Annotated in this window: 17 protein-coding genes; 5 read left to right on the forward strand and 12 right to left on the reverse strand. The window is 71.5% G+C overall.

Going from position 1 to position 21392, the window contains the following annotated elements; genetic code table 11:
* Positions 1-118: 118 nt before the first annotated feature.
* Together DAI20_RS03445 and DAI20_RS03450 are read left to right on the forward strand one after the other, a co-directional pair.
* On the forward strand, positions 119-1594 hold the full coding sequence (locus DAI20_RS03445; RefSeq protein ID WP_108249143.1) for a mannitol dehydrogenase family protein: 1476 nt from the start codon (positions 119-121) through the stop codon (positions 1592-1594).
* A gap of 233 nt (positions 1595-1827) precedes the next feature.
* On the forward strand, positions 1828-3063 hold the full coding sequence (locus DAI20_RS03450; protein ID WP_159084900.1) for a PP2C family protein-serine/threonine phosphatase: 1236 nt from the start codon (positions 1828-1830) through the stop codon (positions 3061-3063).
* A 75-nt stretch (positions 3064-3138) separates the two neighbouring features.
* On the opposite strand, the gene DAI20_RS03455 is transcribed toward DAI20_RS03450, so the two are convergent.
* From DAI20_RS03455 to nirD, 7 genes are all read right to left on the reverse strand, one after another.
* Positions 3139-4179 carry a LacI family DNA-binding transcriptional regulator gene (locus tag DAI20_RS03455; RefSeq protein WP_240605846.1) on the reverse strand — a complete coding sequence of 347 codons (1041 nt, stop codon included), beginning with the start codon at positions 4177-4179 and terminating at the stop codon, positions 3139-3141.
* A gap of 87 nt (positions 4180-4266) precedes the next feature.
* On the reverse strand, positions 4267-5109 hold the full coding sequence (locus DAI20_RS03460; protein ID WP_108249145.1) for a carbohydrate ABC transporter permease: 843 nt from the start codon (positions 5107-5109) through the stop codon (positions 4267-4269).
* Complete coding sequence (locus DAI20_RS03465) at positions 5106-6053, reverse strand: carbohydrate ABC transporter permease (protein ID WP_108249146.1); 948 nt, start codon at positions 6051-6053, stop codon at positions 5106-5108. The genes DAI20_RS03460 and DAI20_RS03465 overlap by 4 nt, the downstream gene beginning before the upstream one ends.
* A 57-nt stretch (positions 6054-6110) precedes the next feature.
* Positions 6111-7388 (reverse strand): ABC transporter substrate-binding protein, encoded by a 1278-nt coding sequence (locus tag DAI20_RS03470; protein ID WP_108249147.1) that lies wholly within the window; start codon positions 7386-7388, stop codon positions 6111-6113.
* A 165-nt stretch (positions 7389-7553) separates the two neighbouring features.
* Positions 7554-9470, reverse strand: a complete 1917-nt coding sequence (locus DAI20_RS03475; RefSeq protein WP_108249717.1) for a glycoside hydrolase family 127 protein — start codon at positions 9468-9470, stop codon at positions 7554-7556.
* A 706-nt stretch (positions 9471-10176) separates the two neighbouring features.
* Positions 10177-10977 carry a sirohydrochlorin chelatase gene (locus DAI20_RS03480; RefSeq protein WP_306766455.1) on the reverse strand — a complete coding sequence of 267 codons (801 nt, stop codon included), beginning with the start codon at positions 10975-10977 and terminating at the stop codon, positions 10177-10179.
* Positions 10974-11342 carry a nitrite reductase small subunit NirD gene (gene nirD, locus DAI20_RS03485; protein WP_108249148.1) on the reverse strand — a complete coding sequence of 123 codons (369 nt, stop codon included), beginning with the start codon at positions 11340-11342 and terminating at the stop codon, positions 10974-10976. The genes DAI20_RS03480 and nirD overlap by 4 nt, the downstream gene beginning before the upstream one ends.
* 222 nt (positions 11343-11564) lie before the next feature.
* Between nirD and nirB the strand changes: the two genes are divergently transcribed.
* Genes nirB through DAI20_RS03500 form a run of 3 tightly spaced genes read left to right on the forward strand, consistent with a single transcriptional unit; the run spans position 11565 to position 16110 of the window.
* Positions 11565-14192, forward strand: coding sequence for a nitrite reductase large subunit NirB (gene nirB, locus DAI20_RS03490; protein ID WP_108249149.1), 2628 nt, complete (start codon positions 11565-11567; stop codon positions 14190-14192).
* The gene (gene cobA, locus DAI20_RS03495) at positions 14189-14977 is read left to right on the forward strand and encodes a uroporphyrinogen-III C-methyltransferase (protein WP_108249150.1); all 789 of its coding nucleotides are present in this window, start codon (positions 14189-14191) and stop codon (positions 14975-14977) included. The genes nirB and cobA overlap by 4 nt, the downstream gene beginning before the upstream one ends.
* On the forward strand, positions 14974-16110 hold the full coding sequence (locus tag DAI20_RS03500) for a uroporphyrinogen-III synthase (RefSeq protein WP_108249151.1): 1137 nt from the start codon (positions 14974-14976) through the stop codon (positions 16108-16110). The genes cobA and DAI20_RS03500 overlap by 4 nt, the downstream gene beginning before the upstream one ends.
* Here the strand turns inward: DAI20_RS03500 and DAI20_RS03505 are convergent.
* Genes DAI20_RS03505 through DAI20_RS03525 form a run of 5 tightly spaced genes read right to left on the reverse strand, consistent with a single transcriptional unit; the run spans position 16107 to position 21264 of the window.
* Positions 16107-16886, reverse strand: a complete 780-nt coding sequence (locus DAI20_RS03505; protein ID WP_108249152.1) for an ABC transporter ATP-binding protein — start codon at positions 16884-16886, stop codon at positions 16107-16109. The two genes, DAI20_RS03500 and DAI20_RS03505, sit on opposite strands and share 4 nt — an antisense overlap.
* Positions 16883-17746 carry an ABC transporter ATP-binding protein gene (locus tag DAI20_RS03510; protein WP_168927666.1) on the reverse strand — a complete coding sequence of 288 codons (864 nt, stop codon included), beginning with the start codon at positions 17744-17746 and terminating at the stop codon, positions 16883-16885. Before DAI20_RS03510 ends, DAI20_RS03505 begins: the two co-directional genes overlap by 4 nt.
* Entirely contained in the window at positions 17743-18618 is an 876-nt protein-coding gene (locus DAI20_RS03515; protein ID WP_240605848.1) for an ABC transporter permease, read from the reverse strand. The genes DAI20_RS03510 and DAI20_RS03515 overlap by 4 nt, the downstream gene beginning before the upstream one ends.
* Positions 18615-19688, reverse strand: a complete 1074-nt coding sequence (locus DAI20_RS03520) for an ABC transporter permease (RefSeq protein ID WP_240605849.1) — start codon at positions 19686-19688, stop codon at positions 18615-18617. The genes DAI20_RS03515 and DAI20_RS03520 overlap by 4 nt, the downstream gene beginning before the upstream one ends.
* Positions 19675-21264, reverse strand: a complete 1590-nt coding sequence (locus DAI20_RS03525; protein WP_205781331.1) for an ABC transporter substrate-binding protein — start codon at positions 21262-21264, stop codon at positions 19675-19677. The genes DAI20_RS03520 and DAI20_RS03525 overlap by 14 nt, the downstream gene beginning before the upstream one ends.
* Positions 21265-21392 lie beyond the last annotated feature (128 nt).

Below are 21392 nucleotides of genomic sequence, written 5' to 3' on the forward strand. Positions count from 1 at the left end.
GTCGCCGCACGCGGACAGCGCCCGCGTCCCGAGCAACGCACAAGGCACGCGGACGTGATGACGGGTCGCGGAGGAGTACCGTCGAGCACCACGGCCCGCGTCCAACGGAGGAACAGCCATGACAGTCCTGTCCGCATCGTCCGTCGACGGCTTCTCGGCCGTTCCTCGTCCCGAATACGACCGGGGGCGGGTGACGACGGGTATCGTGCACTTCGGCTTCGGCAACTTCCACCGTGCTCACCAGGCCATGTACATCGACGGGCTGCTCACGTCCGGCGACGGCTTCGAGTGGGGGATCTGCGGCGTCGGCGTGCTGCCGTCCGATGCGCGGATGCACGAGGTCATGCGGGCGCAGTCCGGGCTCTACACGCTCGTCGTCAAGCACCCGGACGGCGCCCTCGAGCCGCGCATCATCGGCTCGGTTACCGACTACCTCTTCGCGCCCGACGACCCCGAGGCGGTGCTCCGGGCACTGGTCGCGCCCGGAACGCGCATCGTGTCCCTCACCATCACCGAGGGCGGCTACAACACGGACCGGGTGACCGGCGAGTTCGACCTCCGCAACCCGCAGGTCGCGGCCGACCTGCAGCCGGGGGCGACCCCGCTCACCGTCTTCGGCCTCGTGGTGGAGGGGGCGAACCGCCGGCGGAAGGCCGGGCTCGCGCCGTTCACGGTCGTCTCCTGCGACAACATCCAGGGCAACGGCGACGTCGCCCGGGACAGCTTCGCGGCATTCGCGCGGGCGAAGGATCCCGCGCTCGGCGAGTGGTTCGCCGACACCGTCGCGTTCCCGAACTCGATGGTCGACCGGATCACGCCCGTCACGTCCGACGAGGAACGGGCCCTCGTCAGCGAGCGCTTCGGCATCGAGGACGCCTGGCCCGTCGTCTGCGAGCCCTTCGTGCAGTGGGTCCTCGAGGACCGCTTCACCGCCGGCCGCCCCGCCCTGGAGGACGTGGGCGTGCAGCTCGTCGACGACGTGCAGCCGTACGAGGCGATGAAGCTGCGGTTGCTGAACGCCAGTCACCAGGCGCTCGCCTACTTCGGCATGCTCCTCGGCCACCGCTACGCGCACGAGGCGGCCACGGATCCGCTCCTCCGCGACCTGGTCGACCGCTACATGCGGGAGGAGGCGGCGCCGACTCTCGGCCCGGTGCCGGGAGTCGATCTCGACGCGTACATGAGCACCCTCCTCGAGCGGTTCGCGAACCCGGAGATTCGGGACACCCTGGCCCGGCTGGGCACCGACGCCTCCGACCGCATCCCCAAGTTCCTGCTGCCCGTCGTTCGGGACTCCTTGGCAGCCGGCGGGAAGGTCGCCCTGTCGGCCGGGATCGTGGCCAGCTGGGCCCGCTTCGCGGAGGGCGCCGACGAGTCCGGGCGCCCGTTCGACGTCGCCGACCCGCTGCGCGAGTCTCTGGCCGAGCGGGCGCGTGCGCAGCGCAGCGATCCGCTCGCGTTCCTACGAAATCCGGAGATCTTCGGCTCGCTCGCCGAGGATGCGCGATTCAGCGGAGAGTTCCAGCGCACCCTCGCAGACCTGCACGACCACGGGGCGGCGCACGCATTGGAGTCGCTCCTCCGCCGCGCGTGACGGGAGCCGCCCGTCATCCGTCGCCCGGGAGCCCGGGAGCATGCGGCACAGCCCCCTCACGCGCCTCCTACTGGGGGCGCAGCACCGCTCCCAACACCGGTCGCAGTGTGATGCAATCGAGTGAGGCTAATGGAGGGTCAGTGAGCGCATCGGCTGGCAGGGCGCAGCGAACGCGATTCGCTCCTTCCGTGGACGTCCGGCGGTGGAGCGCGCGTCTCGACCGGATGCGGAGCGTGCCCCCGATCCTCAAGCAGATCCCGGTCGCCCTGCTCTTCGCGGCGGCGGTGCTGCTGACCCTGTCCGTGCCGTCGCTCGAGATGTCGAATCGCACGGGGTTCGTCACCTCCATCGGGGTGCTGGTCGGTGCCACCGCCCTGGCCGCGTGGTTCACGGTCTCGCCCTCGCTCGCCCGGTTCGCGATCCTCGTCCCGCTGCTCGACTTCGTCGCCGTGGGACTGCTCCGCTACGGCACCGGTGAGGGCCGCACGATCTTCGCGTCGCTCGTGATCCTCCCCGTCATCTGGCTCGCCTCCGAGCCCAAGCGCCGCCACATCCTCTACGCCTTCCTCGGCACGGTGCTGACGCTCACCATGCCGTTCCTGCTCGGGTCCCCGCTGGAGGGCAACATCAACGAGGTGCTGCGCGTGCTCTACAGCTCGACCGCCTTCGCCGGCGCCGCCGCCGTGGTGAACGAGCTGTCCCGCCTCGCGCAGCGACACCTGAACGACGTGCGGCGCCGCTCCGACGCGGCGGAGGAGGAGCTCGACCGGGCGGCCGCCGTGCAGCGGGCGCTGCTGCCGAAGTCCAGTGCCATCGCGGCCGGGTACGAGCTGGCCGGACTCTGCATCCCGACGAGGGGCGTCGGCGGTGACTTCTACGACTGGTACCGCACCGGGAACGGCTTTTCGCTGACCCTCGGCGACGTGATGGGCAAGGGTGTTGGCGCCGGCCTCATCGCCGCGACCGCGCGGGCCGTGGTGCGCAGCGCACGCGGGGACAGCGACCCCGCCGCCGCGCTCGCCCGGGCGTCGGACTGCCTCTCGAGCGATCTCGAGGACACGGGTGCCTTCGCGACCATGTTCCACGCGCGCATCGACGCCGGTTCGGGGCGGGTCGACTACTCCGACGCGGGCCACGGGCTGACCTTCCTGCTCCGTGCGGACGGCGGCCACGAGCGCCTGGTGTCGGACGACGTGCCGCTCGGCCTGGGACTCGGCGAGGCCTGGAGCACGATGACCCGCCAGCTCGAGCCCGGTGACATGATCGTCTGCTGCAGCGACGGCGTGCTCGACCTCTTCGAGGACGCGGTGAATCCGCTCGATCGCATCGCCGACCTGCTTGCCTCGCACCGGACCGCGGCCGGGGTCGTCGCCGCCGTGGATGCGCTGGTGCAGGGATCCGCGCTGCCGGACGACGTCACGGTCATCGCCGTCCGTCGCGATGAGGTGCCCGCGCTCGTTCCCGCCTGACGGGCACGAACCCGGCCGATCCGTCGATCCGCGATCCCGCGAGCGCGGCGTCGGCGTCGCTCGGCGAAGGCCGGCTCAGTGCTCCGCGGTCCCCGCCGTCTCGGCCGGTCCACCGGTGGACTCGCGGAGGACGAGGTCGAAGTCGGCGACGAACGGGTCCTGCCCCGGGACGTAGTCCGGCTCGGTGATGCGGCGGTGCAGCGCGAGCACCGCGGCCCGCGCGAGCGCATCCCGCCCCGGGGACACGGTGGTGAGCGATGGCGTCGAGAACCGCGCGTCCTCCGTGTCGTCGAAGCCGACCACGGCGATGTCCTCGGGCACCTTCAGCCCGCGGCGCAGGATGGCGCGCATGGCCCCGAGGGCGAGGGCGTCGTTGAGCGCGAACACCGCGTCGATGCGCTCGCCGGAGTCGAGGAGCCGGTCCATGGCCGCGGCGCCCTCGGGCCGGTGCCACCGCCCCGGCCCCACCATCAGGGATGACCGGGGTTGGATGCCCCCCGCGGCGAGCGCGTCGAGGTAGCCCTTCCGGCGCAGCGCGGCCCCGCGGGTCGGATTGGTCGCGTCGATGCCGATGAGCGCGATGTCGCGCCTGCCGAGGCTCACGAGGTGGTCGACCGCCGCGCGGGACCCCGCCTCGTTCGGCATGGTGACGTGGTCGACCTCGCCCTCGAGCACCCGCTCGCCCATCAGCACGAGCGGGAACCCGGTGTGGTACCGGTTCACGTCCTCGGGTCCCAGCTCGAGGGGCTCGTAGATGACCCCGTCGACGTTGCGGCCGCGCGAGCCCTCGAGCACCTCGATCTCGCGGTCGCGCCGCCCGCCCGTCGTCTCCACGAGCACGCCGAGGCCGAAGTCCTCGGCGACGCGGATGACCGACTGGGCCAGCTCCGCGAGATACGCCTGGTCGAGTTCGGCGATGGCGAGCATGATCATGCCCGTGCGACCCGAGCGGAGGTTCCGCGCGGCGACGTTCATGCGGTAGTCGAGCTCCGCGATCGCGGACTCGATGCGCCGGCGGGTGTCCTCCCGCATGTACGGGTAGTCGTTGTAGTAGTTCGACACGGTCTTCGTCGACACGCCCGCGAGCTTCGCGACGTCGCCCATCGTCACCGCCACGTCGTCCCGCCTCTCTCGCCCGCGTCGTTCATGCTAGCGGGGCCGTTCCGTGGCCCGGCCCCGCCGGCAGCGAGCAGGAGACCGGCGCTACTTGACGGACCCGCTCAGGAGGCCCGCGACGTAGTACTTCTGCAGCACGAGGTAGATGACGATGCACGGAATGACCGTGATGGCGACACCCGCCTGCATCAGCCCCCAGTCGACGGCGTTGTTCGTGCCGGCGGACAGGATGCCGAGGCTCACCGGCAGGGTGTACTGCGCCTGGTCGGTGATGAGGATCAGCGTCGCGAAGAACTCGTTCCACGCGGCGAAGAAGGCGAGCAGCGCCGTCGACACCACGCCGGGGAGCGCGACCGGCAGCATGATGCGCCACAGCGCGCCGAGGGTCGAGCTGCCGTCGATGAGTGCCGCCTCCTCCAACGTCGCCGGGATCGCCGCGAAGGAGTTGCGCATGAGGAAGATGCCGAGCGGCAGGTTGAAGGTGGCGATGACCAGCGACAGTCCGACGAGGTTGTTGGACAACCCGATGTCGCGCAGGACGAGGTAGAGCGGCGTGATGATGGCCTGGAACGGCACCATGAAGGTGATCAGCGTGACGAAGAACACGGCCTTGCTGCCCGGGAACGGCAGCCGGGAGAAGGCGTACCCGGCGAGCGTGCTGACCAGGACCGTGACCGCGGTCGCGAGCACGGACACGAATATCGAGTTCCCGAGGCTCGAGGCGACGCTGAGCCCGCCCGCGCCGTCCGCGAAGGACAGGAAGTCCTCGACCGAGATCTGCGACACCATGACCCAGAGCGGGTAGAGGAAGAGCACGGCGAGGCAGACGCTGATCACCCACCAGGCGACCCGCGGGAGCACCGGCTGGGTGCTTCGCGCCTCGGGACGGCGCGGCGCTGCGGAGATGGGCGTTGCGATGATTGCACTCATGAGTGGTCCGAATTCCGTAGGAGCAGCATCTGCACTGCGCTGACGAGTCCGAGCACGAGCATGAGCAGCAGCGACAGTGCCGCGCCGTAGCCGAGGTCGAACTGGATGAAGGACGTGCGGTAGATCTGGTACACCGCCGTGATGGTGGAGTTCGCCGGCCCGCCCGTGGTGAGGATGTAGAACTGGTCGAAGGCGAGCAGCGACCCGGCGACGGAGAACACGAGCACGAGGGCGAGCGTGGGGCGCAGCAGCGGCAGGGTCACGTGCTTGAACACCTGCCACCCGGTCGCACCGTCCATGCGCGCCGCCTCGTTCACCTCGACGGGGATGGACTGCAGGCCGGAGAGCAGCAGGAGCATCTGCAGGCCCGCGACCTTCCAGGTGACCATGCCGACGACGATGAGCAGGGCACCCCAGTAGTCCGCGAAGATGTTCTTCGCCGGGTCGACGAGCCCGAGCGAGCCGAGCAGCTGTGTCGTCGGCCCGACGTCGGACTGCCACATGAACAGCCAGAGGAAGCTGCCCGACGCGAGTCCGATGACCACGGGCAGGAAGTAAATGGTCTGGAAGAATCGCGCCGCACGCGTCCGGCGGCTGACGAGCAGGGCGAGGCCGAAGCCGACCACGAGCAGCAGCGGAGTGGTGAGCGCCGTGTAGACGAGCGTGAAGCCCACCGCGCGCAGGAACTCCGCGTCGGTGAACGCCTTCGCGTAGTTGTCCAGTCCGGCGAATTCCGCGGCGCCCAGCATCGGCCAGTCGAAGAACGACATGAAGACGGTGCGGGTGAGCGGCCAGAGGAAGAAGATGCCGAGCAGGGCGATGGCGGGCAGCGCGAGCAGGGCACCCGTGAGCTGCCTGCGGCGGCCGAGGCCCGTGCGGCGCCGGCGCGGCGAGGAGAGGGCCGCGGCGGCGGCCGGGGCGGGGGGAAGAAGCGTGCTGGTCATGGTCGACCTCCTGTCGGAGCGGGCGGGGGTGTCACCACCCCCGCCCGGCGTCCGTTCCTAGTCGTTCGCCTCGTCGAGAAGGGCCTGGGCGGCCTTCTGGGCCTTCTTCTGCGCGGCCTCGATGTCGCCGCCGAACACGGACTCCGCGATGAGCGTCGCCCAGATGCCGTTGTTGTCGTTGAACAGCTCGTTCTCGACCGTGCTGTAGGGCACGAAGCCCTTGGCAAGGGCGTCCGCGAACACCTGGTAGCGCGGGTCCTTCGGGATGTAGATGTCGTCGAGCAGATCCATGCGGATCGGGAGCACCGACGCGTCGGCGAGTTGCGTCTGCGCCTCCTCGCCCGTGGCCCACTCGAGGAACTCCCACGCGCCGTCGGGGTTCTTCGAGCCGGACGTGATGGACAGGTTGTCACCGCCGGCGAAGGAGGCGCTGCCGCCGTCCTTACCGGGGAGCGGCGTGACGCCGAAGTCGACCGTGCCCTCGGAGGCGAGGGTGCCGAGGAAGAACGTGCCGTCGCCCTTCATGCCGATCTTGCCCTCCTGGAACGGCGTGCCCGCGTTCGGGCCGTTGTCCGTCTGCACGAGCTCCGGCATGTCGCCGTTCGCCCACATGTCGCGGTAGAGCTGGAGCGCGTCGGTGACCTCCTGCGAGTCGAGCAGCGCCTTCGTGCCGTCCTCGTTGAGCACGTTGCCGCCGCTCGCCCAGATCAGCGGGGTCATGCTGAAGATGTTGCAGCCGCCGCAGGCGCCGGAGAACACGTAGCCGTACTTCCCGTCGCCCAGCGCGGAGATCCTCGCCGCGGCGTCCGCGATCTCCTGGTGCGTCTTCGGCGGCGCCTCGGGGTCGAGGCCGGCCTCGGCGAACAGCGTCTTGTTGTAGAACAGCACCGAGACGTCGCCGGTGAACGGCACCGAGTAGGTCTTGCCCTCGTACTGGCCCTGCGCGACGTGGGCCGGGCTCAGGTCGTCCGCGTAGTCGAGAGCCTCCACCTTGTCCGTGATGTCCGCCAGGGCGCCGACGGATGCGAAGTACGGAGTGAAGACGAGGTCGATGGACGCGATGTCGGGCGCGTTGTTGCCCGCGGCGGCCGTGCCGAGCTTCTGCACGAACTCGCCCGCGGGCACCAGGGTCACCTTGACCTTGGTGTCGTGCGACTTGTTGAAGGCGTCGGCCAGGGGCTTCATGATCGCCTCCTGGTAGTCACGCACCCAGAGGGTGACGGTGCCGCCGGCGGCCGCGTCGCCGCCGCCACCCCCGCCCGCGCATCCGGACAGGGCGACGGCCGTGGCTGCCGCCACGGACAGGGCGATGGTTCTCAGCGTCTTACGCCTCATTGCGTTCCTCTTTCACTGTGGTCACTGCTTCGGGCCGGCGGGCGCCGGCCGTGCCGTACTGCTTCGTTCGGTTGGTGCTGTGTCGTTGCGGTTGTTCCGCGGTGCCGATGCCGGTTCCGTCCGCCGGTGCGGCGTTGGACGTTGCACGGCGCGGTTGGGTCCCGGCTACGTCGTGGGCAGCCAGACCCGCATGCCCCCCTCGGACCGGTTGGCCCAGCGGAAGTAGGGGATGGTCTGCACGGCGAGGGGTTCGGCCGCGGCCGCGGCGGCTTCCGCCACCTCGGCCGCCGTGGGATAGGGGTTCGTGCCCGGGGCCGGGCGGCGGGCGCCGTCCGCGACGAGGATGGTCGGCGTGCCGAGGGTCTCGTCCACCGGGCCCAGCTCCAGCGTCGGGTTCGCCGGCACGAGCACGTCCTCGACGAGGAGGTCGGCGCCGAGGTCGGCCTGCTCGACGCAGTAGACGACGGGCCCACGGCTCACGGCGACGCAGCCGCGGGACGCGTCGAGGTACGGGTGCGGGCGGTGGGCCACGGGCGGCATGTCGAGCACGAGCTCGACGCGGGTGACCGCGGAGCCGGTGGGCAGCACGGCGTAGCCGGCCTCGACCCGGGGCTCGACGGCGGCCCCGTTCACGGCGACCGTGAACCCGGTCGCCCAGGCCGGCACCCGCAGGCGCAGCTCGCCCGCGAAGGCCGCGTCGAAGTCGATGCCGATGGTGCCGTCCCAGGGGTACGCGGTGTCGACGCGGGCGGTGGATCCGTCGGCGAGGCGGATGTCCCCGGCGGCGTAGAGGTGGAGCTGGAGGCCCTCCGTCGTGCTGGTCGCGACGTAGTGCTGCAGCGACGAGACGAGACGGGCGAGGTTCGGCGGGCAGCAGGCGCAGGAGTACCAGGTGAGCCGGCTCGACGGGGAGTCCTCGTCGTCTGAGCCGTGGCCGGTGCGCAGCTGCAGTGGGTTCGAGTAGAAGAAGGCGTCGCCGTCGATGTCCGTGGACACCGCGATGGCGTTGTAGAGGCCGCGCTCCATCTCGTCCGCGAAGCGCGACTCGCCCTGGATGAGGAGCATGCGCCAGTTCCACATGAAGTTCGCGATCGCGGCGCAGGTCTCGGAGTAGGCGCGGTCCGGCGGCAGCTCGAACGCGTCGCCGAAGGATTCGTCGCGGTGCCGCGAGCCGAGCCCGCCCGTGATGTACATCTTCTGCTCGTGCACGCTGCGCCACACCCGCTCGAGCGACTCGAGCAGCGCCTCGTCGCCGTTCTCGACGTAGGCGTCCGCCTCGCCGGCCGTCAGGTAGAGCTGGCGCACGGCGTGACCGGTGGCCTCGGTGACCTCCCGGACGGGCTCGTGGTCCTGGAAGTAGGGGTAGCCGAAGCGGTCGTGCCCGACGAGGCGGTTGCCGCGGAGGTCGATCATCCGCTGGGCGAGGTCGAGGTACTTCCGCTCCCCCGTGACCCGGTACACCTCGACGAGCGCCGTCTCGATCTCCGGGTGACCGCAAACCCCGTCGCGGCCCTCGGGCCCGAGCACGTCGTGCACGAGGTCGGCCATTCGCAGGCCGATCTCGAGGATGTCCCTGCGCCCGACCGTGCGGGCCCACGCTACGCCCGCCTGCAGCAGGTGGCCGAGGCAGTAGAGCTCGTGGCCCCAGCGCAGGTCCTGGAACCGGTCGTCGACCTTGACGGTCTGGTAGAAGGAGTTGAGGTAGCCGTCCGCGTCCTGCGCCCGGGTCAGCAGGTCGACCGTCGCGTCGACGAACGGAAGGAACTCCGACACGTCGGAGCGCGCCGCCTCCCAGCCGATGGCCTCGAGCGTCTTGTAGATGTCGGAGTCGCTGAAGTGGAAGCCGACGAAGTCGTCGGTGCTCTCACCCGTCACGCGGCGCATGTTGGGCAGGGCACCGGAGGTCTCGAGCTGCTCGATGCAGTGGCGGAGGGTGCTGGCGCGGTTCACGTGCTGCCACGCGCCGAGCATGCCCCCCTCGGCCAGGGAGACGTCGCCGAGGCCGAGCGGCGACAGCGTCACCCGGTCGGTGGCGGCGGGCGCGACGGGCCCGCTCAGGAAGTCGGACGAAACAGCGCTCATGAGCTTCTCCATTGAATGTGAGCGACGCGAGGGCCGCGGGCGGTTCTACATCGATGCACTACATCGATGTAGACACATCATGTACATCGATGAACGAAACGTCAAGTGGGACGTTGCGGGTCGCCGGGCGCGGCCGCCGTGGTCCCTGAGCTCGTCGAAGGGACGCGACATGCCTCACGTCGCTTCGACAGGCTCAGCGACCGTATCCTCCGTTTCCAACCGGAGGCGACCAATACGGTCCCTGAGCTTGTCGAAGGGACGAAACGTGCCTCACGTCGCTTCGACAGGCTCAGCGACCGTATCGAGATCACCCAAACCCGTCCGGGTCCCGCTGGCGGGCACTGTCCCGCCGTTGCGAGCCGGAGGCGACCAACACGGTCCCTGAGCTTGTCGAAGGGACGAAACGCGCCTCACGTCGCTTCGACAGGCTCAGCGACCGTATCCCTCAGCGCGATCCGGGCAACGGCGTCCGACGCAATTCAGCAGATCCGGATCGGCGGTCGGCGTGTCGGCTGTGCTGGACGGCGTGTCGGCCAGGTCTGCTGAATTACGTCCTCGACGGGACCAAATCTGCTGCATCGCGTCGGGTAGGACTGCGGATCTGCTGAATTACGTCCTCGACGGGACCGGATCTGCTGAGTTGCGTGGAGAACCCACCGACCGCGCAACCCACCGACTGCGCAGGCATCGAGCGCGGACTCCCTCCTCAGGCGCCGTCGACCGCGAGGAAGCGGTCGCGCACGATCTCGACGAGCTCCGCCGGCGGCTCCTCGCCGCGCACGAGGAGGGGGCGGGTCGCCAGGTCGGCTCCCGCGCGCCGGGCGAGCGTCGCGAAGTATCCCGGGGCGAGCAGGTAGGTGCTCACGACGACGCGGCGGCCGGGATGCGCGGCGCGGGCCGCCGCCACCGCGTCCTCGAGCCGCGGGGTCGCCGCGGAGATGAACGCGGCCTCGACGGGCCGGCCGATGCGCTCCCCGAGGCGGGCGGCCACGGTGCGGCAGTCCGCCACGGCGCGGGCGTCGCTCGACCCGGCCGCGCCGAGCACGACCACGTCGTCCTCGGTGACGCCTGCCTCGTCGAGCCGGCGCACGAGCACGTCGACGAGTCGGTCGTCGGGGCCGAGCGCCCGCGCGATCCTCGTCGGCCGCTCGGACGACGCCGCCTCGCGCACGAGGTCGACGTGCACGTGGTAGCCCGCCGAGAGCAGCAGCGGCACGATCACGGCCTCGGCGCCCTCATCCAGCGCGTCCAGGGATGCGGGCACGTCCGGTTGCTGCACGTCCACGAAGCCGCCGGCCACGTGCCTGCCGGGCATGCTGTCCGCGACCGCGTCCACGAGGGCGGCGACCGCCTCCTGCCCGGAGGCCGACGACGTGCCGTGGGAGACCGCGAGCAGGGTGGCTGTGCGGCGGCCGACGCGCGCACCGCGGGCGGCGAAGACCCGCGACCCCGGGAAGACCCGCGTCCCGAGGACCCGCGTGGCGAGGGCCTTCGTCCCGGCGATCACGGCGTCACCTCGACCTCGATGAACCCGCCCACGATGCGCGTGCGGAAGGTCTGCAGGAAGAGGCTCGGATCGGTGAAGCACTCCCCGGTGCCGAGGTCGTAGACCTGCTTGTGCAGGGGCGACGCGACGGTTGGCCGCTCGCCCTTCGAGCCCACGATGCCGCGCGCCATCACGTTCGCGCCGGCGTGCGGGTCGCGGTGTTCGACGGCGTAGACCTCGCCGGGCGCGAGGAGGAAGAGCGCGATCTGCTTCGCGCGGAGCAGCACGGCCTCACCCCAGGACGGCTCGAGGTCGTCGACGGCGCAGGCGCGCTCCCAGGCGGCATCCGAGGTGCTCCGTGCCGACGGCTCCATCGTCAACGTCATGGTGACTCCTTCCTCCACCGGGGCGACTCCCCGTGAACAGGACCCTAGGTGCGGCATGTTTCGGTTCCTGGCGCCTTTCGTTTCGGGGGCGTGAAACGCACCTCACACCGCTCGGGTGGCCGTGTGCGCCGCCCGTTACCCGGGGTTACACGCGGGAAACGGCGGGGTAACCGCGTCCCCGTACCGTTCGAAGTCAGCATCCGCGGCAGCACCGGAGGACACATGACGACACCTGAGAACGCCACGACGCGCATCCCCCGCACCGTGGTCGTGGTCGGCGGCGGACCGGCGGCCCACCGCCTCGTCGAGGCCCTGAGCGCCCGCGCGGAACCCGGCACGGTGCGCATCACCGTGCTCGCCGAAGAGGCGCACCGCCCGTACGACCGGGTGGCGCTCAGCCGGCGGCTGTACGCGGAGGACGAGGACCTGACGCTCGCCCCAGCGCTGTGGGAGCACCCGGACGTCACCCTCCGGCTCGGCGAGCGCGCCGTCTCGGTGGACCCGGCCACCCGCTCGGTGACCACGTCGACCGGGGACGTGCTGGCCTACGACGACCTCGTGCTCGCCACCGGATCCTCCGCCCCGGTGCCCGACATCGTCGGCAAGGAGCACGCCCTCGTCTACCGCACCATCGACGACGTGCAGCACCTGCGCACCGAGGTTCGGCGCCGCGCCGCGGAGCTGGGCCGCCCGGCCCGCGTGCTCGTCGCCGGCGGCGGGCTTCTCGGACTCGAGGCCGCGGGCGGAGTCGCCGCGCTCGGCGCGGATGCGGCCGTGGTGCACTCCGGGTCGTGGCTCATGTCGGCGCAACTCGACGAGGGCGCTGGGCAGGCCCTCGGGCGCCTCATCGCGGCGCAGGGCGTCACGCTGCACCTGGGCACGCGCCCGCGGGCGATCGTCACGGACGACGCCGGAGCGGTCACCGGCGTCACCTTCGCCAGCGCCCAGAGGACGCCGGCCGACCTCGTGGTCTTCGCCATCGGCATCACCCCGCGGGACGAGCTGGCCCGCGACGCCGGGCTCGAGCTCGGCCCCCGCGGCGGCGTCGCGATCGGCACGGAGTGCCGTTCGAGCGACCCGCACATCTGGGCCATCGGCGAGGTCGCCAGCTTCGACGGCCGCTGCGTAGGGCTCGTCGCGCCGGCGAACGCCATGGCCGAGGTGGTCGCGGACCGCCTGCTCGGCGGGGCCGCCGAGTTCACCACGGTGGACGATGCGACCAAGCTCAAGCTCTCCGGCGTCGAGGTCGCGAGCTTCGGCGACGCGCTCGCCACCGCCGAGAACGCGCTCGAGATTGTCTACGCCGACCCCGCCCGCGGGCTGTACCAGAAGATCGTGGTGTCCGACGACGCGAAGACGCTGCTCGGCGGCATGTTCGTCGGCGACGCCTCGCCGTACGCATCGCTGCGCCCGCTCGTCGGCAGCGCCCTTACGAGCGAACCCGCGGCCTACCTGTCGGCCGCCGGGGCAGAACCGCCCGCCGATGACGCCCTCCCCGACGCCGCGCTGGTCTGCTCCTGCAACAACGTGACCGTCGGGACCGTGCGGGATGCGGTCGTCGGCGCGCACGGCGACCACGGCGAGGCGTGCACCACCCTCGGGCCGCTGAAGGCCTGCACGCGCGCGGGCACCCAGTGCGGATCCTGCGTCCCGCTCGTGAAGAAGATCCTGGAGTCGGAGCTCGCGAAGGCCGGCGTCACCGTGTCCCGCGCGCTCTGCGAACACTTCTCGCTCTCCCGGCAGGAGCTGTTCGAGTCGGTGCGCGTGTTGCAGCTCACCTCGTTCGAGGAGATCCTCGCCCGCTTCGGCTCCGGCCGGGGCTGCGACGTCTGCAAGCCCGTTGTCGGCTCGATCCTCGCCACCCAGCAGGGCGAGTACATCCTGGACGGCGGCCGCGGCACCCTGCAGGACACGAACGACCGCGCCATGGCGAACATGCAGAAGGACGGCACGTACTCCGTCGTTCCGCGCATTCCGGGCGGCGAGATCTCGCCCGCCAAGCTGGCCGTGATCGCCCAGGTCGCCACGGACTTCGGCCTGTACACGAAGATCACCGGCGGGCAGCGCATCGACATGTTCGGCGCGCGGCTCGAGCAGCTTCCGGACATCTGGCGGCGCCTCGTCGACGCCGGATTCGAGTCCGGTCAGGCCTACGGGAAGGCCCTGCGCAACGTGAAGAGCTGCGTCGGGTCGACCTGGTGCCGCTTCGGCGTGCAGGACTCCGTGTCCATGGCCGTGAATCTGGAGCTGAGGTACCGTGGCCTGCGCGCGCCGCACAAGTTCAAGTTCGGCGTCTCCGGCTGCGCGCGGGAGTGCGCCGAGGCGAGGGGCAAGGACGTGGGGGTGATCGCCACGGACAAGGGGTGGAACATGTACGTCGGCGGTAACGGGGGCTTCCAGCCGACGCACGCCCAGCTGCTCGCGGGCGACCTGGACGACGAGACCCTCGTGCGCTACATCGACCGGTACCTCATGTACTACATCCGCACAGCGGACCGCCTGCAGCGCACGGCCCGCTGGATGGAGGACCTCGACGGCGGCCTCGACCACGTCCGCGACGTCGTGGTGCATGACTCGCTCGGCCTCGCGGAGGACCTCGAGGCGGCGATGGCGCGCCACGTCGACACGTACCAGGACGAGTGGGCGGCGACGCTCGCCGATCCCGAGCGCCTGCGCCGCTTCCGGTCCTTCGTGAACGCGCCCGCGACGCCGGATCCGACCGTGGCCCGGGTGCCGGAGCGCGACCAGTCCCGCCCGGCGACCGAGGAGGATCGGCGCGCGGGCGCCGTGCTCCTGTCCGGGGCGACCATCCCGGTGCGGGACGGCGCCGGCGGAGGGCGAGGCCGATGACCGGCGCCGGACGCAGGGGCTCCGTCACGCTGATCGGCGGCGGACCGGGGACCGAGGAGCTGCTCACGCTCGCCGGAGCCGCCGCCCTGCGAGACGCCGACGTCGTGCTGTTCGACCGGCTCGCCCCGCACGCCACGCTCGCGACCCTCGCGCCGAACGCCGAGCTCATCGATGTGGGCAAGAGGCCGCACCACCACCCGGTGAGCCAGTCGGACATCGAGGACCTGCTCGTCGCGCACGCCCTCGCCGGGGCGAACGTCGCCCGGTTGAAGGGCGGCGACCCCTACGTCTTCGGCCGGGGTGGCGAGGAGGTGGCCGCGTGTCGGCGGGCCGGCGTGCCGGTGCGGGTCATCCCCGGCGTGACCAGCGCGATCTCGGTGCCCGCCGCAGCGGGCATCCCCCTGACCCACCGGGGCGTCAGCAAGCTGTTCACCGTCGTCTCGGGTCACGAGCCGCTGACCGAGGTCGAGTACCGCAGCCTCGCCGGACTCGGCGGCACCATCGTCGTGCTCATGGGGGTCGGCACGCTGCCCGCCACGAGCTACGGCCTGCAGCGTGAGGGCATGTCGCCCCGCATGCCCGTCGCGATCGTGGAGCGGGGCTATTCGCCGCGGCAGCGGACGACGTTCGCCGACCTCGGCACCGTGGTCGAGGTCGCCGCGCAGGCGGCCGTGTCCTCACCCGCGGTGCTCGTGATCGGCGAGGTGGTGCGCCTGGCGCACGAGGGGGATGCGGAGGCGATCGGCGTGGTCCGCGACGGAGCGGCCCACGCTGCAGCAGGATGACGATCGTGACCGACAGCGCGCCCGTGCCGGGCTTCCGGGCGGACCAGCTCGAGGGGTTCCGGATCGGCGTGACGAGCGACCGCCGCAGCGAGGACCTCATCGACGCCCTCGAGCGCCGCGGCGGGACCGTGCTGCACGCGCCCACGCTGCGCATCGCGCACGCCGAGCACGACGAGCCGCTCATCGAGGACACCCGGGTGCTCATCGACGCCGCGCCTGACGTGCTGCTCGCCACCACCTCCTACGGCATCCGCCGCTGGTTCGAGGTGGCGGACTCCGCCGGGCTGGGACAGGAGCTCACCGACGCGCTGGCCGAGACCGACATCCTGGTGCGCGGCCCCAAGGCGCGCGGGGCGATCCGCGCGGCGGGCCTCGACGACGCGGGCATGAGCGACGAGGAGACCACGGCCTCCCTCGTCGACAAGACGCTCGCCGAGTACCCGCACGCGACGGCGGTCGCGGTGCAGCTGCACGGCCAGACCGACGAGCACCAGCTCTCCCGGCTGCGCGACGCCGGCGTGCGCGTGCTCACCGTCGCGCCCTACCGCTGGGTGTCGCCGGACGCGGCGGACGAGCGCGTTGGCCGCCTCATCGACGCCATCGTCGCGCGGCAGCTGGACGCCGTCACGTTCACGAGCGCGCCCGCCGTGCACGCCCTGTTCGGCGCCGCCGAGGCGCTCGGCCGCATCGAGCCGCTCCTCGACGCGATGCGCTCGGACGTGCTGTCGGCGGCCGTCGGACCCGTGACCGCCGCCCCGCTCGAGGCAGCGGGCATCCAGCCCATCCAGCCGCAGCGCTACCGGATGGGCGCCCTCATCCGCCTGGTCTGCGAGTACCTCGAGCAGAACCGGGTCCTCCGCGTGCAGACGCGGCAGGGCGACCTCGCCATCCGCGGGGCCTCCGTCGACATCGCCGGGCGCCGCATCCCGCTCTCCCCTGCCGCAGAGGCGCTCATGCGCGCGCTCGTCGCCGCGAACGGCGGGGTCGTGTCGCGGGCGGAGCTCGCCGCACTGCTGCCCGGCACGGTCGACGACCACGCCATGGAGGTGACGCTGAGCCGGCTCCGGCAGACCCTCGGCGTCCCCGGCCTCGTGCAGACCGTGGTGAAGCGCGGCTACCGCCTGGACGTCTAGCCCGGCAGGGTGCCGAGGCCGTCGACCTTCGGCACCGCCGCAAGCAGTCGCTGGGTGTACGGATGCTGGGGCGCGTCCCAGACGCCCGCCGCGGATCCCGTCTCCACGATCTCCCCGGCCCGCATCACGGCGACGTCGTCGGCGATGACCCGCACGATCGAGAGGTCATGGCTGATGAAGAGCAGGCCGGCCCCGGTGCGCACGGCCAGGTCGCGCATGAGCTCCGCCACCCGGGCCTGCAGGGAGGCGTCGAGCGAGGCGATCGGCTCGTCGCCGATGAGCAGGTCCGGCCCCGAGGCGATGGCCCGCGCGATGGCGATGCGCTGCCGCTGGCCGCCGGAGAACTCGTGCGGGTACCGCGTCGCCGCCGACCGCTCCAGCTCGACCTCGCCGAGCAGGCCGGCGACGGTCCAGGCGGAGCGGTCGGGGTTGATCCGCAGCCCGTCGGTGATCTGGCTGCCCACCGTGCGGCGGGGGTTCAGCGACGCGTACGGGTTCTGGAACACCATCTGGATGCGGAGGTCCTCGGCGTCGCGGCGGCGCAGCCCGAGCGGGCGCACCGGGCGGCCGTTGTGCAGCACACGGCCGTCGTCGAGGGGCACGAGGCCGCAAACGGCGCGGGCGATGGTGGACTTCCCGCAGCCGGACTCGCCCACGAGGCCGAGCACGGCGCCGCCCTCGAGCGTCAGGTCGACGCCGCGGACCGCCTCGATGCGTCCCCGGCCGGGCTGCCGGTACGAGATGCGGGCCCCCTCGATGCGCAGCAGTTCGGTCACGAGGGGTCCTTCCCGTCCGCGGGCCGGTGATGCTCGGGCAGCGCCGCAATGAGGGACCGCGTGTACTCGTGCTCGGGGGCGGTGATCACCTGGTGGCGCGTGCCCCGTTCGACGATGCGCCCGCCGCGCATGACGGCGATCGTGTCGGCGAGCGCCGACATCACGCCGAGGTCGTGGGTGACGAGCAGCACGCCGAGGCCGAGGTCGTCGCAGAGCCCGCGCAGCAGCCGGAGCACGCCGGCCTGCACCGTGACGTCGAGCGCGGTGGTGGGCTCGTCGGCGATGAGCACGGTCGGCCGGCACATGAGCGCGCTCGCGATGGCGATGCGCTGCAGCTGCCCGCCGGAGAACTGGTGCGGGTACTTCCGCAGCGCGGTGGCCGGGTCCGGCACCTGCACGAGGTCGAGGAGTTCGAGGGCGCGGTCGCGCGCATCCGCCTTCGACGCCCCGGTGTGCGCGCGGTAGTGGTCCGTGAGCTGGCGCTGGATGGAGAGCATGGGATGCAGGCTCGAGGTCGGGTCCTGGGAGATCATCGCGATGCGGTTGCCGCGCACGGCGTTCAGCCGCCGGGGCGACAGCTCGAGCAGCTCGGTCTCCCCGAAGCGGATGGACCCCGCGACGGATGCGCCCGCGGGCAGCAGGCCCATGACGGCCATGCCGGTCATGGTCTTGCCGGAGCCGGACTCGCCCGCGAGGCCGGTGACCTGCCCGGGCGACACGTCGAGGTCGATGCCGTTCAGCACCGTGCGCCGCGCGGAGCGGGGGCCGAGCTCGACGCGGAGGTCGCGGATGCGGACCGCGCCGTCGCCGGTCGGCCCGCTTCCGCTCCCGGCGAGGCCCCGTCGCGTGCTGTCGCTCACAGGGTCCCGCCCTTCACCGCGTCGGCCGTGCGGGGGTCGAGGGTGTCGCGCAGCACGTCGCCCAGCACGTTGAAGGCGAGCACGACGGTCATGATGCTGAGGCCGGGGGCCGCGGCGATCCACCAGGAGGCGAACTGCTGCACGCCGTCGCCCACCATGGCGCCCCACTCGGGCGTGGGCGGCACGGCGCCGAGGCCGAGGAACGACAGCCCGGACAGCAGGAGGATCGCGGTGCCGACGTCGAGCGTCGCGAGCACCACGACGGGCGCGGCGATGTTGGGGAGCACGTCCTTCGTCAGCGACGTGAACGGGCCGTTGCCGAGCAGGCGCCCGGCCACGACGTACTCGGTCTGGCGGGCGCTCAGCACGAGCGAACGGGTCACCCGGGCGTACGGCGGCCAGGACACGACGAGGATCGCGATGACCGCGTTGCCGAGGCTCGGGCCGAGGGACGCGGCGATCACCATGGCGAGGATGATCGTGGGGAACGCGAACACCAGGTCGGCGACGCGCATGATGACCTCGTCCAGCACGCGGCCGAAGTAGCCGGCGACGGCGCCGAGCACCGAGCCGATCAGCATCGAGGCGACGACGAGCATCAGGGCGATCGGGACGGAGACCCGGGCGCCGTGCAGTACACGGGACAGCACGTCGCGGCCCACCTGGTCCGTGCCGAACCAGTGCTCGGCGCTCGGCGGCTGCAGGCGGTCGAAGGCCTGGGACAGCGGACCGGCGGGGCTGAGCACCGGCGCGAGCACGATGACGACCAGCCAGAACGCGATGACGGCGATGGCCGCGATCGCGAGGGGCGTGCGCAGCGCGCGGGGCGTCGTGAAGCGCCGGCGGCGGAGCACCGGCATCGCGGCGGTCACGCGACCCTCACCCGCGGATCGATGACGCCGTAGAGCACGTCGACGAGGAGGTTCAGCAGGATGTAGACGACGCCGACGACCAGGCCCACGCCCATGATGGCCGGCAGGTCCAGGCGGGTCGCCGCGTTGTAGGAGTACTGGCCGATGCCGTTCCAGGAGAACACGTTCTCCACGAGCACGGTCCCCGAGAGCAGCGAGCCGAACGCGATGCCCATGACGGTGATGATCGGCACGAGCGAACCGCGGAGCACGTAGCCGAGCAGCACCGCCCGGCCTGGCAGGCCCTTGGCCCGCGCGGTGCGCACGTAGTCCTGGTCGAGGACCTCGAGCACGGCCGAGCGGGCGAAGCGGGTGAGCAGCCCGATCGTGTACAGGGCGAGCACCGACGCGGGCAGCACGAGGTGCGCCAGGGCGTCCGAGAACGCGACCATGTCGCCCGCGATCAGCGAGTCGACCGTGTAGAGGCCGGTCACCGTGGGCGGCGGGGTGAGGATGGCGGACAGCCGCCCGGAGCCGGGGAAGAGGCGCAGCTGGAAGAAGAACACGTAGTAGACGATCAGCGCGAGCCAGAACGACGGGATCGAGATGCCGATCGTCGATACCAGCCGGATGATCTGGTCGACAGCGCTGCGCCGCTTGAGCGCGGCGATCATGCCGAGGCCGACCCCGAGGATCGCGGACACGACGATGGCGCCGAGGGCCAGCTCGATGGTGGCGGGCACGGCCCGGCCGAGCTCGGCGGAGACCGCCTGCCGGGTCTGCTGCGAGGTGCCGAGGTCGCCCTGCACCAGGTTGCCGAGGAAGGTGACGTACTGCACGGGGAGCGGCTGGTCGAGGCCGGCACGCTCCCGGAACGCCTCGACGATCTCCGGGTTGGCCGCGGCCTGCTCTCCGAGCGACGCCTGCACGGGGTCAGCCGGCACGAGGTTGGTCAGCACGAAGGTGACGAGGGTCACCCCGACGAGCAGCAGCACGGTGACGGCCAGCCGGGCGGCGAGGTACCGCGCGAGGGGATGGACTCCCCGCCGCGCGGTACTCGCTATGGGCTGGACGCCGCTACTTCGTGGCACCGAGGTCGATCGTCCACACCGGGTTCAGCGCGACCGACGTGACCGACTTGGCCGTCGCCACGTTCTGGGCCGGCTGCAGCAGCGGGATGAACGGACCGGACTCGTTCTGGGCGACCTGCAGCTCCTCGTACGCGGCGGCGCGCTCGTCCCCGGTCGCGGCGCGCGCGGCGTCGGCGAGGGACTTCACGGCGGGATCCGCGTCCGCCGTCCAGCCGGCACGGAGGCCCACGAGCTCACCGGGGGTGAACGCGAGGTAGTTCGACGGGTCCGGGAAGTCGGGGCCCCAGTACCACAGGCCGATCTGCTCCGTGCCGTTGCGGTACGCGTCGAGCTCGGTGGCGACCGGGGCCGGGGCGAGCGACACGTTCACGCCGATCTCGGCGAGCTGGGCCTGCACGGACTCGGCGACGCTCTGCAGCGACAGGCCCTGCACGGTGATGTCGTTCGGGAAGTTCAGCTGGACCTCTTCGCCCGCGTAGCCGGACGCGGCGAGCGCCTCCTTGGCGGCCTCGACGTCCTGCTGGTTGCCCTGGTCTGCGGTGAGAGCGCCGTTGAAGAGCGACGGGATGAAGCCGCCGGGGCGAACGGAGCCCTCGCCGGCCAGGTCGACGATGGAGTCGTAGTCGATGCCGAGCTTGACCGCCCGGAGGAAGTCGGGGTTGCTCGTGACCGGGCTGACGCCCTCGCTCTGGTTGAGGAAGAGGAAGATCACGTAGCGCGAGGCGCCGGAGATCAGGGTGACGGCGTCCTCGTCGAGCCCCGCCGCCTGGTCGGGGTTCAGGTCGAGCGCGATCTGGGACTCGCCCGCCTGCACGTTGAGCTGCTGCGTCTCGCCCGGCACGTTGCGGAGCACGACCCGCTCGTAGGCCGGCGCGTCTCCGGAGTACTCGGGGTTGGCGGTGAACACGACCTCGGCGTTGGCGTCGTAGGAGTCGAGGATGTACGGGCCTGATCCGGCGGACGTGCCGTTCAGGAAGTCCTCCGCGGCGTCCGACGCGTCAGCCGATCCGCCGTTCTCCTCCACGACCTCCTGGTTGACGACGCTGAGCGCCGGGTTCGGCAGGATGAACGGCAGGGCGGGGTTCGGGGTCTCCGACGTGAGGGTCAGCGTCGTGTCCGAGGTCTTCTCGACGGTCACGCCCTCGAGCAGGAACGACGGGTTGCCCGCGATGCCCTGCACGCGCTGGAGGGAGAAGACGGCGTCGTCGACCGTGACCTCGGAGCCGTCCGAGAAGGTGTGGCCGGACTCCATGGTGAGCGTGAGGACACGGTCGTCCTCGCTCATCTCGAAGTCGGCGAGGCCGGCGACGGGCTCGGTGACGTCATCGCCCTCGAAGGTGAGGAGGGTCTCGTACAGCGCCTTCGCGACGATGGAGCCCGTGGTCTCGTACTCACGGTTGGGGTCTGCGGTGGCGAGGTCGAACGAGGCGTCGACGACGAGCGTGCCGTTCCCGCCGCCGCCCTGCTCGGCGCCGTTGGGGGTGTTCGGCGCGGTCGCCGCGCAGCCCGCGAGGACGAGCGCCCCCGCCGCGGTCATCGCCGCGACGGCGGCGACCCGGGAAATCGATGTGTGCACGGAGGGCTCCTCGGGTGGCGGGAAGAACGGTTTCCTAGAAAGTAGCCCTGAAATACGTCATCATCCAAAAGGGAACGCGATGAGTGCACAAAATGTCCTCCGCTCGCGCTTATCCGAGCCGTTTCTCC

The sequence above is a fragment of the Planctomonas deserti genome, from assembly GCF_003067705.1.
In the GTDB taxonomy this organism is placed as follows: domain Bacteria; phylum Actinomycetota; class Actinomycetes; order Actinomycetales; family Microbacteriaceae; genus Planctomonas; species Planctomonas deserti.

Coding starts and splice junctions, on each gene's coding strand:
- nirB (WP_108249149.1), top strand. CDS start 11,565: ATGACGACACCTGAGAACGCCACGACGCGCATCCCCCGCACCGTGGTC.
- DAI20_RS03475 (WP_108249717.1), bottom strand. CDS start 9,470: ATGAGCGCTGTTTCGTCCGACTTCCTGAGCGGGCCCGTCGCGCCCGCC.
- DAI20_RS03500 (WP_108249151.1), top strand. CDS start 14,974: ATGACGATCGTGACCGACAGCGCGCCCGTGCCGGGCTTCCGGGCGGAC.
- DAI20_RS03460 (WP_108249145.1), bottom strand. CDS start 5,109: ATGAGTGCAATCATCGCAACGCCCATCTCCGCAGCGCCGCGCCGTCCC.
- nirD (WP_108249148.1), bottom strand. CDS start 11,342: ATGACGTTGACGATGGAGCCGTCGGCACGGAGCACCTCGGATGCCGCC.
- DAI20_RS03465 (WP_108249146.1), bottom strand. CDS start 6,053: ATGACCAGCACGCTTCTTCCCCCCGCCCCGGCCGCCGCCGCGGCCCTC.
- DAI20_RS03445 (WP_108249143.1), top strand. CDS start 119: ATGACAGTCCTGTCCGCATCGTCCGTCGACGGCTTCTCGGCCGTTCCT.
- DAI20_RS03470 (WP_108249147.1), bottom strand. CDS start 7,388: ATGAGGCGTAAGACGCTGAGAACCATCGCCCTGTCCGTGGCGGCAGCC.
- cobA (WP_108249150.1), top strand. CDS start 14,189: ATGACCGGCGCCGGACGCAGGGGCTCCGTCACGCTGATCGGCGGCGGA.